Consider the following 15,593-nt stretch of genomic DNA (forward strand, 5'->3'; position numbering starts at 1 on the left):
CCATCCATCGAATGACGGGCACCGAACCGGCGCCCCCCCTAAACCGGACAGACAGGAGATCATCATGAACAGCCTGCGTAACACCGTCGCCGCCCTCGCCCTTTCCGTTGCCGCCCTGGCGGGCCCGGCCCTGGCCGACGCCCCCGTGCTGGAGGCCGGAACCAAAGCCTTTGTCGACGCCGTGGCGGCATCGGGGGGCAAGCCGATCTACACCTTGTCCTATAGCGACGCCCGCGCCGTGCTGGCCGGCGCCCAGGCCCAGACGCTGAAATCCGCCGCCACCAGCGTGCAGGATACCAGCTTCCCCGTCGGCCCCACGGGCAAGGTGTCGGTGCGTATCGTGAAGCCGGAAGGCGCCAAGGGCCTGCTGCCCGTCATCATGTATTATCATGGCGGCGGCTGGGTGATGGGCGACCGCAACACCCATGACCATCTGATCCGCGAGCTGTCCGCCGCATCCGGCGCCGCATTGGTCTTCGTCGATTATGACCGCGCCCCCGAAGCCGTCTATCCAGCCCAGAATGAACAGGGCTATGCCGCCCTGCAGTTCGTGGCCAAGAACGGCGCGCAATACGGTCTGGATGGCAGCCGCATCGCCGTCGCCGGTGACAGTGCGGGCGGCAACATGGCCGCCGCCATCACCTTGATGACCAAGGCCCGGCAGGGGGCCATCATCCGCCATCAGCTGCTGTTCTACCCCGTCACCGATGACGTGTCGGCTAACAGCTCCTATCAGGCGTTCGGCAATGGCCCGTGGCTGACGGAAAAGGCTATGCATTACTTCCTGGACGCTACCTTCCCCGCCGATAAGCGCGACGAGGTGACGGCCTTCCCCCTTAAGGCCAGCCTGGAGCAGTTGAAGGGCCTGCCCACGGCCACCATCATCGTGGCGGAAAACGACCTGCTGCGGGATGAGGGCGAGGCCTATGCGAAGAAGCTGACCCAGGCCGGCGTGACGGTCACCTCCACGCGCTACAACGGCACCATCCATGATTTCGTCATGCTGAACGGTCTGGCCACCACCCCCGCCGCCCAGGCCGCCATCGCCCAGGGTGCGGCGGCACTGAAGGCTGCATTTGCGAAGTAAGCGTTACGAGGTGAGGGGCAGTCTCTCCCCCTCACCCTTCTCCCTCCGGCAACGGCAGACGCGGCACCTGATCCAGCTGCATCAGCTCGGGCAGGTCGCCGCCCGCCGTGGCTTTCAATTCCTTGAACCGGCGCGCCGTCACCATGACGCGGGTTTCCAGAGAGGCGATGGCGGCGTTGTAGCTGTTGACGGCCCCGCCCAGCCCCTTGCCCACCTTGGCCATATGGTCGGCCATGGTCGACAGCCGTTCATGCAGTTCACGGCCCAACTGGCTGATGGCCTGCGCATTGCGGGCCAGCGCTTCCTGCCGCCAGCCATAGGACACGGCGCGCAACAGGGCGATCAGGGTGGTGGGCGTGGCGGGGATCACCGACTGGTCGATGCCCGCTTCGATCAGGGCCGGGTCCTGTTCCAGCGCGGCGGAGAAGAAATTCTCTCCCGGCAGGAACAGCACCACGAATTCCGGGGCCGGATCGAACTGCGCCCAGTAGCGTTTCTCCCCCAGCGCCTTCATGTGGTCGCGGATATGTCGGGCATGACGGGACAGATGCGTCAACCGCGCCTCATCATCCGCCGCATGGTTGGCGTCCAGGAATGCCTCCAGCGGGGCCTTGGCATCCACCACGATGCTTTTGCCCCCCGGCAGCCGCACGATCAGGTCAGGGCGCAGGCGGTTGCCGTCGGCATTGTTGACGCTGGCCTGTTCATGGAAATCGCAATGGTCCAGCATGCCGGCCATTTCGACCACCCGCTTCAACTGGATCTCGCCCCAGCGCCCCCGCGTGGCGGGACTACGCAGGGCCTTGACCAGATTGCCGGTTTCGGCGCGCAGCTGCCCCTGGCTTTCCATCAGATGGGCGACCTGGGTCTTCAGTTCCGTATAGGCCCCGATGCGGGCCTGTTCGATGCCGGAAACCGCCTCCCCGAACTTTGACAGGTGCTCGCGGATGGGGGTTACCAGGGCGTCGATGGCGGCGCTGCGCTTTTCCAGATCGCCCTTCGCCACCTCCCCGAACCGGTCAAACTGCGCCTGGGCAAGCGTCAGGAATTCGCGGTTATTGGCCGACAGCGCATCGGCGGACAGGGCCTTGAAGGCATCGGCCAGCCGCACTTGCGCTTGGTCCAACAGCGCGAGCTTGTCCGCATGCGCGCGGCGTTCATGGTCAAGGGCGGTGCGCGCCTCAGCAAGCGCGGTCTGCAAATCCGCCTGCTCATCGCGGGCCACAGCCAGCGCTTCCTCCAGCCTGGGCAGCCGCGCCGCCTCTGCCTCCGCCCCCGCTCGCCGCGCCGATTCGGCATTCAACTGTCGGCGCAGATCGGCCAGCAACCCGTCTCGCTGCGCCAGTTCACCCCGCAATTCCCCGATATGGTGGCGGTCCCGCTCCCGGTCGGCCAGCAGAGCGACGCATTCGGCACGCAACGTCGCTGTCCCCTGACGCTGCCAGAGAAACGCGATCACCATACCGGCCAGCGCGCCGGCCAGCAGCGAAATCAGGTCAAGCGGCACGGGCAGCAGCCTCCATCACAGGGTCAGTGACGGAGCATAGCCCACACGCGAAATGAGAACAAGTCAGGAACAAGCGCCGTTACAGCGCGACACCCAGTTCCTTGCCGACCGTGAAAATGTCCTTATCGCCGCGACCGCAGAGATTCATGACCAACAGCGTATCCTTGGACAGGGTCGGCGCGATGCGCTTGACGGCGGCCAGCGCGTGGCTGGGTTCCAGGGCGGGCAGGATGCCCTCCGTCCGAGCCAGAAGCTGGAACGCGTCCAGCGCCTCGCGGTCGGTGGCGCTGACATAATCGACGCGCCCGACCTCATGCAGCCAGGAATGTTCCGGGCCGATGCCGGGATAGTCCAGGCCGGCAGAGATGGAATGGCCTTCCAGGATCTGGCCGTCATCATCCTGAAGCAGATAGGTGCGGTTGCCATGCAGAACGCCGGGGCGACCGCCCTTCAGGCTGGCAGCATGGCCGTTGGGCACGTCCAGACCATGGCCACCGGCTTCCACCGCCACCATGCGCACCGTCGGTTCGTCCAGGAAATCATGGAACAGACCGATGGCGTTGGACCCGCCGCCGATACAGGCGACCAGCATGTCGGGCAGGCGGCCTTCGGCCTCCAGCATCTGTTCGCGGGTTTCACGCCCGATGATGGATTGGAAATCGCGGACCATGGCCGGGTACGGGTGCGGGCCGGCGGCGGTGCCGATGATGTAGAAGGTATCTTCCACATTCGTCACCCAATCGCGCAGCGCGTCATTCATCGCGTCCTTCAGGGTGCCGGCCCCGCTGGTCACGGCGCGCACTTCGGCGCCCAACAGCTTCATGCGGAAAACGTTGGGCGCCTGGCGCGCGATGTCAGTGGCGCCCATATAGACAACACAGGGCAGGCCCATCAGGGCACAGACGGTGGCCGTGGCCACGCCATGCTGCCCTGCACCAGTTTCGGCGATGATGCGCTTCTTGCCCATGCGCTTGGCCAGCAGGATCTGGCCCATGCAATTGTTGATCTTGTGCGCGCCGGTATGATTCAGCTCGTCGCGCTTGAAATAAATCTTGGCCCCGCCCAGCTCCTCCGTCAGGCGCTTGGCGAAGTAAAGCGGGCTGGGACGGCCCACATAATGCTTCAGCTGGTGGGCCAGTTCGGCGTGGAATTCCGGGTCGGCCTTGGCCTCCTCATAGGCCTTTTCCACTTCCAGGATCAGCGGCATCAGCGTTTCGGCGACGAAACGTCCCCCGAAAATGCCGAAATGGCCATGTTCGTCGGGACCGTTACGATAGCTGTTCAGGGGCTTGTTCATGACGCTGCCTGGATGACGAAAGATGTCGGGGGAAACTAGACCGCCCCGCCGGCTTTTCCAAGCCCGTGAGGCGGCACGCCACGTCATGGCGTGGCCGCGAATTCGCAGGCAACAAAGTTACGCCGTCAGCAGGGGACCGGAGGTCACAAGCACCTGCCGCCCCGCAATGCAGAGCAAAATGTCGTTCGGCCCGGCATAGCGGCACTGGGTCCGCGACCAGACCAGCCCGTCGGAGGTGGCACGGCAGGGATGGCGTTCACCGCTGGCGGGGTCCAGGACGGTGGCGACGTGATCACCGGCCTGCACCCGGTCCCCCAGGCTGACATGGTAAAGGGCGATACCGCCCACCGGCGCACGGACCCGGTCCACCCCGGCCAGCGGTGTGGCCAGATCCGACAGGTCGGGCATGGCGGGGGCCGGAGCATCAATGATCCCGCGCCAGCAGAGATGGTCGATCAGGGCGGCGGCATCGGCGGCGGCCAGCCCGTCATCCACATCCGCCTCCCCCCGCAATTCCACGGTCACGGCGGAACAGCCAACGGGGATGGGCGTGTCCGGCCTGCCATAATGGGCGCGCAGCCGGTCCCAGGGGGTGGAACAGACCTCGTCAAACGGTTCCCCACCCGACCGGTCGGCCAGGAACACCGCCCTGGCATCCAGCCGCGCCGCCAGATCCGCCACGCCCAGGGGCCAACAAGCAGGCGTGGTGTAGAGATGCATCACCGCCTCGCTGTCGCAATGCAGGTCGAGCACGTAATCGGCATCGACGGCATGTGACAGCAGCAGCTTGCGCAGGGCATCTGCTTCTGTCCGGGGCTGCAACGACGCGGCAGCCTTGGCCAGCGCCCGCTGAAGCAGACGGCGGTTGGCGTCGGCATCCGGGCCCAGATCGCCGGGCCGTAGAGCATCGGCAACCGTATCGCCCAGATCGGCGAAGGAACGGTTGAAATTCACCCCGCTGGCCAGATCAAAGCGACCGACATGGCCGCCCAGAAGCACCTGATCCAGCCCGATGGGATTGGCCATGGGCACCAGCACCACCTGCCCCTTTATCCTGCCTTCTGCATTCAGACGGATCAGATGATCCAGCAGATGGCGGGCCACGACCATTCCCGGCAATTCGCCGGCATGCAGGCCGGCCTGGATATAGGCCTTGGGACCGCTGCAGGACCCGAACCGGTGGATGGTTAGGCGCCGGGTGGTGCCGGGGCGGCCATGAGGCAGGGTGATGATATCGGTCTGGTGTGTCATGGGCGTGATTTTTGATCCCGCCTGCCCCCCCTTGTCCAGCGCCATTGCCGTGGCATGATGGGTTTGGTGCAAGACCGGATGCAGGATCGCGTGATGCGGGTAGGGAGCAAGGTGGATTGGCGGCTATGGGCCTTCGCCCTATCCATCCTGGCCTATGGTGCTGCCTCCGCCCCGGCCCCACCGGGCATCCGTCCGCAGGAATTGGTGGTCTTTGCGGGGATCGCCTGCATGGCGGGGATTGATACCCCTTGGCGGTTCTTCTCAGGACAGATGCTGGCACGCGGACCGGCGGTGATGGCGGCAGGATCGGCCATCCTGGTCTGGCTATTATGGCAGGGACTGGTCCGTGGCCTGTGGAACGGCTGGGGCCTGACGGACATGATGCGCGACATCGTGCCCACGCTGTTCCTCGCCCTGCCGCTGCTGCTGGCCCCACGCCTGGGACGACTTCCGGCGGATCGGGCCGACAGGCTGGCCGATATCGTCGCCCTGGCCGGGGTGATCTTCACCCTACGCTGGTGGTGGGATGCCGGCATGGCCCTGTCCTCCCTGGGCACCTCTCCACTAGGGGAGGGGCGCTATTACCTGCTGAACAGCGCACTGGTGCCGTTCGCCGCCGTCTGGTTGGGCCTGCGCGCCACGGGCTGGTTCCTGGCCCGGCCCCGGCGGTGGGTGGAACAGGTGCAGGCAGCACTCGCCGCATTGGGCAGCCTGTGCTGCCTGCTGGCCCTGGCGGCAACCCTGCACCGGGCGGGGCTTGGCCTGTCCTTGCTGGCGCTGGGAACCGGGATGGGCATTCGCCTATGGCGGCGTCCGTTCTGGTTCGTTGCTACCTCCCTGCTGGCCTTGCTGCTGCTGGCGTTTGTCGGCCCGCGGGTGGCCGGCGTGGCGGAACTTCTGGCCGACAAGACGGAAAGTGTGGGTCTGAACAACCGCGTCGATGAATTCGTGGCCGTCCTGGATCAGGTTGGGCGCGACCCGCTGGCCTTCCTGATCGGGGATGGCTGGGGTGCCCTGGTCGCCAACCCGGCAGTGGGCTGGTGGCGTGTGTCCTACACCCACAGCGCCGCCAGCTACTTCCTTTTGAAGCTGGGGGCGACGGGGCTGGCGCTGGTGGTGGTTCTGGCGGGACTGTTGGCGGGGATGGCCGCGCGCGCGGCGCGCGATATGCCCATGCTGCTTCTGGCTGTAGCACCATCGCTGCTACTGGGCGCTTTCCTGCACACTAGTTTCAAGTATCTCTGCTTCTCCATTCTCCTCTCTCTGGTTGCCGGTCGATCCAACGCCAGCCTTTACGGGAGAAGCGATATCTGACATTCTCGCGATAGATGAACACAAGTGCAGGCATTGACCGATGCCCGACAGCGTCGCCAGCCGGCTGAACATGCCATCCTCCGCCATGGGGGACATGCTGCACGCGCTGGCGGCACAGTGGCGGCACCTGCTTCTGTGCACCTGTGCGGGGCTGACGCTCACCGTCATGGCCCTGCATCTGGTTACCCCCCGCTATACGGCCAGCCTGATCGTGGGACCAACGGGGCGCAGCGGTCCGGCCGCCATGGGGCCCCGCGCGCCCGCCCTGTCGCCCGCCGCCGGGCGCGGTATCGCCGAACAGGGATCGGCTGAGGAACTGGTCGGTGACTTCTCCCGCTATCTGGCGCTACTGACCTCCGTGCCTGTCGCCGAACGTCTGGTCCGGGATCAGGAACTGATGCACCGCCTGTTCGAGGATGCCTGGGACGCGGAAGCAGGCCGCTGGCGTCCAGCCACGGGGCCGGGTTCCATGTTGGTGCGGGGCCTGCGCTGGCTGGCCGGGCATGCGGTCTGGTCCCCGCCCGATGCGGTGGACCTCTCGCGCCATCTCAAGAAATACCTCGCCATCGAATCCGTCAGCGGTGGTCCGTTACGGCGGCTGGTCTATCGGCATGAGGAGCGGGACTTTGCCTTGCTGTTGCTGACCCGCCTGCACGCCGCCACGGAGGCGCATCTGCGGGCGGAGGCGGAACGACGGCTGCGGGCCGAGATGACGCATGTGAACGGACGCCTGTCCGGGATCGCCAATCTGGACCGCTCCCGTCTTCTGTCGGGCATGGTAACGGAACAGGAAGAGATGCTGATGATGCTGGAAGTCGGCCTACCTTATGCCGCCGACCTTCTGGAGCCGCCCGCCGCTGCCGCCCTGGCCGACTGGCCCAACCCGGTGCCGTTGATCCCGGCAGGTGCGCTGGCCGGGCTGGGGCTGGGCCTGTTCGTGGTGGCAGCACGACATGGTTACCGGCGGGGGCTTTGATGGAAACAATGGATATGCCCGCCATCCCCGTGACCGTCATCATCATGACCCGAAACGAGGCGGCCAATATCGGCTTGTGCCTCTCGCTCCTGTCCCGATTCGCGCAGGTACTTGTTGTGGATAGCCACAGCACCGACTCGACCGCCGTAATCGCCGCCGCCAACGGGGCGGATCTGGTGCAGTTTCGCTGGAACGGCGTGTATCCGAAAAAGAAACAATGGTCACTGAGCCATGCCAGCACACGCCATGACTGGGTGCTATTCATTGACGCGGATGAACGGGTTACTCCCCAACTGGTTGCGGAGATCGGGGATCTGATGCGGCGGGGACCAGAGGCGGCGGCCTATTTCATCGACAGCCGGCCCCTATGGCTGGGTCGGGTTCTGCGACATGGGACACCCTATCGCAAAATCGCCTTGATGGACCGGCGGCGTACGCGCTTTCCGGTCTGTCCCGACCTGCATGTAACCCGCATGTGGGAGGTGGAGGGACATTACCAGCCGATGGTGGATGGACCGGTCGGTCGCCTGCATAACTTCATGATCCACGCCGATCAGAAGCCGCCCGCAGACTGGTTCGATCGGCATAACCGCTATTCGGACTGGGAGGCGGAACTGGGGCATGGTGGCGGAGCGGTGTCTGCCCTTCTGGCTGGCGAACGGGGATGGCGGCGTCTGGCCAAACGACTGCTGGCGCGGGTGCCGGGGCGGCCCTGGCTGGCCTTCCTGCACGCCTATGTCTGGCATCTGGGGTTTCTGGACGGCAAGCCCGGTCTGCACCATGCCCTGTCGCGCCTGTTCTATTACTGGTCCATTGACCTGAAACGCGACTGGCTGGCCGCGCGGGACGCGGCCAGCCAGCCTGATCTATCCGGGGCGTTGGGAGCGGACCCGGCTGATCAGCCGGCCTTGGCGCTGTCGTCGCCGTCACCGGCCAGCGTCTTCACCAGTTCGAACGTGCGGCGGCGTACGGCATCTTCCGGGATACGGTAATAGGCACGGACCAGTTCCAGCGTCTCACGCCGGGCCATGCTCTCGAACTCCTGCGTCTCGCTGGGCTCATCAGGAACCAGGGTGGATTCCGAGGCCGGCAGATCGTCGAAGAAGAAGGTCACGGGCACACCCAGAACCTGCGACAGGTTGAACAGTCGGCTGGCGCTGATGCGGTTGGCCCCGCGCTCATACTTTTGCAACTGCTGGAAAGTGATGCCCACCGCCTCACCCAGGGTTTCCTGGCTGAGACCCAGCAAGGTGCGGCGCAGTCGCAGCCGCTGACCGACATGGATATCGATGGGATTGGGGCCTTCGCCGCGCTTGGACAGGGAATAGGCCTGTGCCAGGCCCGACTTTGACGGGTTTCTCTTTTCAAGCATTTCGGGACTCCTTCGCACCGGATAGCGGTCTTTCGCTACATATAGAGGTCTAGAGCCCCCGCTCCAATACGGACGGTTGTAGTGGGCTGTGACCATTGAGAGACTCAATGGTTAATGGTGGTATTCAATAAGGAAACGCTTAACTATTGATTTTGCTATGTAAATGCGACGTTAACAAGTTCAATCTCATTAACTCTCAGCCGGCAGGCCCCCGAAATCGCCAGAAGGCATACCCACTTGGGGATATACCACGGATGACGGATGCGACAATTTGTAGCAGCCATATGGTGCAGGCAACGGTAGCGCAAACACCAAGAACGGTGCGGCGAATGCGGAACTGCTCGGCTCGGCCCAGCGCCGCATAGCGGCGCGAGAGACCACCGGGGGCGAAGCGGGCGATGACACGGGGCAAGCGGATGACGGAAGCCGCGCGGCGCAGGGCGGCCAGGGTAAAAGCATAGTCGCCCGCAATGCGGTAGCCCTGGTCCATCAGGAGGTCTGCCACCAGGATCCGGTGGTAAAGAATGGCGCAATGGTGGGCAGGCATGCCGTAGAAGGCCCAGCGCCAGTGCCGCGACGGCTTCACACGCACCACCCCATCGCCCGGGTCCTCCAGACTGTCGCCGTACAGCATGTCGGGACAGGCGGTCAGGTGGGAACGAAGATCGGCAAGGACATGGTCGTCCGCCAAACTGTCACCGGCGTTCAAGAACAGCAGGTAATCCCCCCGCGCCACCGCCATGGCCCGGTCCATGCCGGCAAACGGCCCGCCATCGGGCCGACTATCCAACCAGTGCGGTATGGGGCCGGGCGTGTTCAGCACCGCCAGCGTGGCGGGGCAGGAGCCGCCATCGGCGACCAGCCATTCAAACCCCTGCCAGACCTGGGCGGCCAGACTGTCACGGGTAGCTGCAAGGCCCGCCGGATCGTCGCGGACCACCGTGATGATGGACAGCAGCGGGACGCCCATCAGTTGCTGATGGCCGCGATGGCGGCGGCGCTGAAAGCGATCTGGCTCAGGATCGTCGTGATGCTCTGGGTCAGCGGCAGCCATTCAAACGGCTCAGCATCGCGTGGAACCACGATCATGGAACCGGGTGTCAATGTCGGCACCTGATGGGTCAGCCAGCCGCTTTCCAGCGGTTCCGCAGCCCCGTTGGGATGGATGATGAAGATGCGACCATCATCGGCGAACCGGGTCAGTCCACCGGCTTCGCGCAGATAATCTTCTGGCTTCTTGTCCGGATCAAACAGCAGGGAGGCGGGGGCCAGCACCTCTCCCGACACCGTCACCGTCAGGGGGCGGCGGGGGATATGGATACGGTCGCCCGGCTGCAGCGGCATGTCCAGTTCGGGACGGTCGCCCAGCACGGCGGGATTGGCCTCCACCGTGATGCGGCCAAGTGCATTGGTGTTGCGCAGGTCAGCGGCCAGTTGGCGGGCCAGTTCGACACGGGCCGGGTCGGGCGGGTTCTTGCCGCCCAGCATCTGGCCCAACTGCCGGTCCAGTTCCCGAGCGGTGCGGCGCAACCCCTCCTCTTCGGCCAACCGCGCGCTTTCACGGGTGAAGATGATACCGGCGGGATACGCGTCCTCTGTCAGGCCACCGGCCCGGTCCAGCAGCATGGACAGCGTCTCTCCCGGTGCCAGATCATAGGTGCCGGGTTCTGCCACCTCACCCGCCAGCAGGATGCCGCGCCGTTCCTGCGGTCGCTGTTTAAGGCCGACACGGATGGCGGCCCCCGGGGGGATCAGGGTGCTGGCCGTGGCCCCACCGGTCAGGGTGCGGGGCATGGCGCCCAACGTGTCCCCATCATCGCGCCCGCGCGGCGGGACAGGTGGCGGCAGCAGTTCCAGCCGCTCCGCATCGCCTTCCGGTTTCAGACCGCCGCCAGTGCGCAGCAGCAGCGACAGGGGCACCGGTCCCGCCACGGGATATTCCCCGGGCATCATCACCCCGCCGCGCAGAGCCACGGCCCGCTCCGACAACAGGGTCCGAATGTCGGGGGACAACGGGTCGGGCACATCCGGTTCGGTGGGTGCCGATGCCGGACGCATCACCTCGTCCCGCAGGAACAGGGTGACGCGGTCGCCATCGCGCAGACGCAGGTCAAACCGTCCCTCCACCACATCCGCCGGGGCGAAAAGGCTGGGACGACGCCCGGCACCGACGGGGTCGGTACGCTCAAGCAGCGCGACCAAGGCATAGGCATCGGGTAGCGGCGCACCGGGGCCGGACAGCAGAGTGCGCAGGCTCAACCCCTCCTCCCCACCGACGGAGCGCAAGCCGGGCTGGCGCACCGGACCGGACAGCAGCACGCCATCGCCATCGGGATCGGCCACCTGTCCCGGACTGGCCTTGGCCTTGCCGTCATGATTACCGCCTGACAATGGGGCAAGGCTGGCCAGCGACGTGGGGCCGGCAACCGGGTACGGGCCGGGGCGCAGGCTGCCGCGCCGCATGAAGACCGATTGGCGCAGAAGGAAGGGCACAAGGTCGCCATCGGCCTGAAACAAACGCGGGCATGGCAGCGGCGGCCCGTCCACCCCTCTGGCAGCCTGGGCCAGGGGGCCTGCGGCCAACACCCCCTCGGGATCAGCCGACAGGGCGGCGGCAAGGGCGGCCAGACCGGCACAGACCGACAGATCGGCCGGGTCCGGCGCCTGCCCCGACAGCAGCGATAGGACGGATCGCCCCCGCAGGAAGGCGACATCCGCAGCTGACAGCACCACCAACCGGTCACCGTCACGCGCCATTTCCCCCTCCCGCCCCGACAGCAGGGCGGACAAATCCAGCGCCTGCATATGCGGGGGACCGCCGGCGCCCGTCCGGCGCAGCAGAACCGTCAGCGGCAGATAGGCGTCGGGTGGCAGCATGGCGCGGTCCACCAGATCGGCCAGACGCATGCCATCGGTCAGCGTCCGTTCCCCCGGTTCCGCCACGGCCCCCGACAGGGTGACGCTGCCGGCCCGTGCCCCACCGTCGGGCATATGCAGCAACAGGTCGCCATCACGCAGGCGCAGCGGGTCGGTACTGCTGACCGGTTGCGGGCGTTCCGTCCCTTCCGGCCCCTGACGCAACAGGGTGGAACGGTCACGGCCCGGACGGAGCGCACCGCCGGCCAGCATCAGAAGGTCGGATGTGTCGTCCGGTCCTGTGACAGCACTGCGACCGGGCGGCAGTTCATAGATGCCAGGGCGTTTCACCGATCCGGCAATGGCCACCGTCGGCCCCAGGGGCGGCACCACCAGCCGAGCCCCATCGACCAGCAGGTCCGCCGCCGCCCCCTCCCCGCTGACCAGCAGGTCATAAAGATCGACGGTCACGGCCTCAGCCCCTGGCCGCAGCAGGCGGATGGCACGCAGCGACCCATCAGGCAGCACCCCGCCCGCCGCCATCAGCGCATCAAGCGCCGTGGCATAGGCGGACAATGACTGCCGCCCCGGTCGCGCCACCTGTCCCAGGACCAGCACGCCGACACGGCGCAGGGACAGGACCGACAGGAAGGCCTGGGTCTGCACATGGGTGGCCGCCACCGCAGCGTCCAGTTCCGCCTTCACGGCCCCCAGCGTCTGCCCCGCCGCCGCGATGGGGCGCAAATCCTGGATCAGCAGCATTCCATCGGCGCCGATGCGATGACGGCTGCTGCGTGACACCTGCCCGCGCAGCAGGACCGAGAGTTCGTCGCCAGGGCCCAGCCGGTAATCATCGCCCACCGACCCCAGGGCGGGGCCATCATCTGGCGGGGGACCCGCGAACAGGTCCCGCCCGAACAGACGCAACATTTCACCCGCGCGCTGGCTGTACAGTGCCTCCACGCGTCCAGGCACCGTTTCCGCCGGGGCGGCCCATACCGCGCCGACGGGGAAAAACAGCAGCACAAGCAGCGCAGTGATATGGCGAAGAATGGTCATGAGTCCTAAAGGCTGTAGGACTCATTGTTTACACATATATTCAGACGATGAAAATAGCTCAGCCGTGGCGCAGGCTGCCATCCAGCGACATGATGGGGGCGTAGAGCGACGGTCGACGGTCACGGAACACACCCCAGCCGGCACGGATGCGGGCGATGGCGTCCAGGTCGAAATCCTGAACCAGCACTGCTTCCGATGTCCGGTCCGCCTCCACCAGCTTCGCGCCCTTGCAATCGGTGATGAAGGAGGAGCCGTAGAAGGTGATGCTGCCGGTCTCGAACGTCTCTTTCCCGATGCGATTGCTGGCGATGACGGGCATCAGGTTAGCGCCCGAATGCCCCTGCATCACGCGCTGCCAATGGTCGCGACTGTCCAGCGTATCATCCTGCGGTTCCGACCCGATGGCGGTAGGGTAGAACAGCAGTTCCGCGCCCTGCAACGCCATTACGCGCGCGGCCTCCGGGAACCATTGGTCCCAGCAGATGGCCGTGCCGATGCGGGCATAACGCGTCTGATAGGTCTGGAAGCCCGTGTCACCGGGGCTGAAATAGAACTTTTCCTGATAGCCCGGACCATCGGGGATATGGCTTTTCCGATAAAGCCCCAGGATCGAGCCATCAGCATCAATGGTGACCAGGGAATTGTAATGGGCGGTGTTCGCCTTCTCAAAGAAGGACAACGGCAGCACGACCGACAATTCCTTCGCCAGTGCCTGGAAATGCTGGATCAGGCGGTTATTCTCGACGGGAGCCGCCAGTTCGAAATATTCCGGCTTCTGGTCCTGACAGAAATAGGGGGCCTCGAACAGTTCCTGGATCAGGATGATCTGGGCACCCTGTCCATGGGCTTTGCGGATGAGTTCCTCTGCCTTGGCGATGTTGGCGTCGCGGTCCCAACTGCACGCGAACTGTGTGGCGGCGACACTTATCTTGCGCATCTTGTCCATCCTTCCGGTGCGGTTGGTACCAGCATAGCCAAGTTTCACCCGCCGGTCACATGACCCTTGTACGCGTCTTCAGCACCAGCGCCAGGAAGAACGGTGCCCCCAGCAGGGCCGTGACGACCCCCAGTTTCAGTTCCGGCCCCGGTCCGCCCAGACGCAGAGCCGTATCCGCCGCTAGCAGCAGTGCCGCCCCGCCCAGCGCCGACAAAGGCAGCAGGCGCGAAGGCTGCGCGCCGGCCAGGGGGCGCAGGAGATGCGGCACGATAAGGCCGATGAAGCCGATGGCGCCGGCAACGGCGACCGCGGCACCAACCGCCAGAGCCGTGCCCAGAATGACCAGGATGCCGGTGCGGCGCGGGTTAAAGCCCATGGATTGCGCCGTCCCCTCTCCCAGCGACAGGGCATCCAGCCCCCGACCCGACAGCAGCAGCAGAATGGCACCCAGTCCCATGAAGGGTGCCGCCACGGCCACATGGTTCATAGAACGGTCGGCCAGCGACCCCAGCATCCAGAACACGATCTCCGTCAGGGCAAACGGGTTGGGCGACAGCGACAGGGCGAGTGAGGTGAGCGCCCCCGCCAGACTGGATATGGCCACCCCGGCCAGGATCAGGGTCAGAACCGATGCCTGCCGCCCGGCCAGCAGATAGAGCAGGGTGACAGCAATCAAAGCGCCCGCCATCCCTCCCATGGGCAGGGCCAGCGGAAAGACCAGACTGGCACCCGAATAGAAAGCGATAACGGCTCCCAAACCCGCGCTGGCCGACACGCCGATCACACCAGGTTCAGCCAGCGGGTTGCGCAGCAGGCCCTGCAACGCTGCCCCCGACAGACCCAGGACAGCACCGATGCCGGCCCCTAGCAAGGCGCGCGGCAGCCGGATATCGGCGAAGATCACCGCCGCCGTCCCATCCCCACCCGCCCACCAGTCGCGGATGGCCAGCGGCAGCGACACCGCTGCCGGCCCCACGGCCAGCGAGGCCGCGAAGAACAGGAGGAGAGCAGCACACAGTAGTGAGGGTATGGCACGGATCATGGTGACACCCGGGTTGAAAGCAGCCGTTTGCGGGCGGCAGCCAGCAAGGCCACGGCATCAGCGGTAAAGGGCCCGCCGCAGGTCCATAGCTTGCCCGGCACAGTCGGGCGGGCAGCGGGAGGCACAGCGCGCGATAGAGCAGGATGGGCCAGCATCTGCCCATTCAGGGAGGGATGGCCCTTTTCATCAGTATTGGCGATCAGAAGGTCGGGCGGATCGGCGGCTACCGTTTCGACCGGCAGATAGCCATAGCCGGTCAGGCCCTTGTCGGCGGCATAGTTTGTCAGGCCGGCGGCCCGCATGACCGCATCGGAGAGGGTGCCCGCCCCCGCCGTAAAGGCACCAGGGGCCAGCGACAGCACGCGCGGCCGGTGTGTATCGTCCGCTGCAGGCACTGCCGCCGCCAGGGTGGCATCCATGCGGGCAATCAGTTCCTCTCCCTTCGCGGCCACGTCAAGGGCGGCGGCGATGGTACGGATCTGCGCCCGGATACCGTCGAAATCATTGACCAGCCCCACCTCCATCACCGTCACGCCGCGCGCGCGCAGCAGAGCCACGGTGGGGCGCGTCGTATAGGTCCCGACCAGCACCAGATCGGGTTTCAGGGGCAGCACCTCCTCGGCCATGCCCTGTACCAGCGGGATAGAGCCCACCTGATCCGACAGGGCCGAAAGGCCGGGATCGGAAGCCAGGAAGGACAGGGCGGCGATCCGTTCGGGCGGCAAAAGCGCCAGCACAAGCTGATCGGTGCAGAGGTTCAGCGACACCACCCGCGCCGGCCCCGCTTTCGCCGCAATCGGCGACAGGGCCGCCATTATGGCGACACAGAGCAGACCGAAGACGGAAAGGCCGGTGGACCCCCGCCTTTCGCGGGGATTGGCGGCGGGCATGGTTG

General features: G+C 65.9%; 13 protein-coding genes. 4 read left to right on the forward strand and 9 right to left on the reverse strand.

What is annotated here, in order from left to right; genetic code table 11:
- Positions 1-64: 64 nt before the first annotated feature.
- The gene (locus C0V82_RS10240; RefSeq protein ID WP_102112255.1) at positions 65-1,087 is read left to right on the forward strand and encodes an alpha/beta hydrolase; all 1,023 of its coding nucleotides are present in this window, start codon (positions 65-67) and stop codon (positions 1,085-1,087) included.
- Between the two features lie 31 nt (positions 1,088-1,118).
- On the opposite strand, the gene C0V82_RS10245 is transcribed toward C0V82_RS10240, so the two are convergent.
- From C0V82_RS10245 to C0V82_RS10255, 3 genes are all read right to left on the reverse strand, one after another.
- Positions 1,119-2,594: a DNA recombination protein RmuC gene (locus tag C0V82_RS10245; RefSeq protein ID WP_245924056.1), complete on the reverse strand. Its 1,476-nt coding sequence runs from the start codon at positions 2,592-2,594 to the stop codon at positions 1,119-1,121.
- Positions 2,595-2,673: 79 nt separating this feature from the next.
- Complete coding sequence (gene trpB / locus C0V82_RS10250) at positions 2,674-3,891, reverse strand: tryptophan synthase subunit beta (protein WP_102112256.1); 1,218 nt, start codon at positions 3,889-3,891, stop codon at positions 2,674-2,676.
- Between the two features lie 117 nt (positions 3,892-4,008).
- Complete coding sequence (locus tag C0V82_RS10255; protein WP_158659852.1) at positions 4,009-5,142, reverse strand: succinylglutamate desuccinylase/aspartoacylase family protein; 1,134 nt, start codon at positions 5,140-5,142, stop codon at positions 4,009-4,011.
- Between the two features lie 93 nt (positions 5,143-5,235).
- Here C0V82_RS10255 and C0V82_RS10260 point away from each other — a divergent pair, with 93 nt between their 5' ends.
- The 3 genes from C0V82_RS10260 to C0V82_RS10270 are packed head-to-tail and all read left to right on the forward strand — an operon-like array spanning position 5,236 to position 8,424.
- Positions 5,236-6,456, forward strand: a complete 1,221-nt coding sequence (locus tag C0V82_RS10260; RefSeq protein ID WP_158659853.1) for a hypothetical protein — start codon at positions 5,236-5,238, stop codon at positions 6,454-6,456.
- 40 nt (positions 6,457-6,496) lie between these two features.
- Entirely contained in the window at positions 6,497-7,432 is a 936-nt protein-coding gene (locus C0V82_RS10265) for a hypothetical protein (RefSeq protein ID WP_102112259.1), read from the forward strand.
- Entirely contained in the window at positions 7,432-8,424 is a 993-nt protein-coding gene (locus C0V82_RS10270; protein ID WP_245924057.1) for a glycosyltransferase family 2 protein, read from the forward strand. Before C0V82_RS10265 ends, C0V82_RS10270 begins: the two co-directional genes overlap by 1 nt.
- On the opposite strand, the gene C0V82_RS10275 is transcribed toward C0V82_RS10270, so the two are convergent.
- The 6 genes from C0V82_RS10275 to C0V82_RS10300 all read right to left on the reverse strand — a co-directional run bounded on the left by C0V82_RS10275 (position 8,331) and on the right by C0V82_RS10300 (position 15,588).
- Positions 8,331-8,804: a helix-turn-helix domain-containing protein gene (locus tag C0V82_RS10275; RefSeq protein ID WP_102112260.1), complete on the reverse strand. Its 474-nt coding sequence runs from the start codon at positions 8,802-8,804 to the stop codon at positions 8,331-8,333. The genes C0V82_RS10270 and C0V82_RS10275 overlap by 94 nt on opposite strands.
- Before the next feature lie 196 nt (positions 8,805-9,000).
- Positions 9,001-9,858, reverse strand: a complete 858-nt coding sequence (locus C0V82_RS10280; RefSeq protein ID WP_102112261.1) for a glycosyltransferase — start codon at positions 9,856-9,858, stop codon at positions 9,001-9,003.
- Positions 9,774-12,719 carry an SLBB domain-containing protein gene (locus tag C0V82_RS27780; protein WP_102112262.1) on the reverse strand — a complete coding sequence of 982 codons (2,946 nt, stop codon included), beginning with the start codon at positions 12,717-12,719 and terminating at the stop codon, positions 9,774-9,776. The genes C0V82_RS10280 and C0V82_RS27780 overlap by 85 nt, the downstream gene beginning before the upstream one ends.
- A 58-nt stretch (positions 12,720-12,777) precedes the next feature.
- The gene (gene aguB, locus C0V82_RS10290; protein ID WP_102113363.1) at positions 12,778-13,656 is read right to left on the reverse strand and encodes an N-carbamoylputrescine amidase; all 879 of its coding nucleotides are present in this window, start codon (positions 13,654-13,656) and stop codon (positions 12,778-12,780) included.
- 55 nt (positions 13,657-13,711) lie between these two features.
- The gene (locus tag C0V82_RS10295) at positions 13,712-14,698 is read right to left on the reverse strand and encodes a FecCD family ABC transporter permease (RefSeq protein ID WP_102112263.1); all 987 of its coding nucleotides are present in this window, start codon (positions 14,696-14,698) and stop codon (positions 13,712-13,714) included.
- Positions 14,695-15,588, reverse strand: coding sequence for an ABC transporter substrate-binding protein (locus C0V82_RS10300; RefSeq protein WP_245924223.1), 894 nt, complete (start codon positions 15,586-15,588; stop codon positions 14,695-14,697). The genes C0V82_RS10295 and C0V82_RS10300 overlap by 4 nt, the downstream gene beginning before the upstream one ends.
- Positions 15,589-15,593 lie beyond the last annotated feature (5 nt).

The organism is Niveispirillum cyanobacteriorum, assembly GCF_002868735.1.
GTDB lineage: Bacteria > Pseudomonadota > Alphaproteobacteria > Azospirillales > Azospirillaceae > Niveispirillum > Niveispirillum cyanobacteriorum.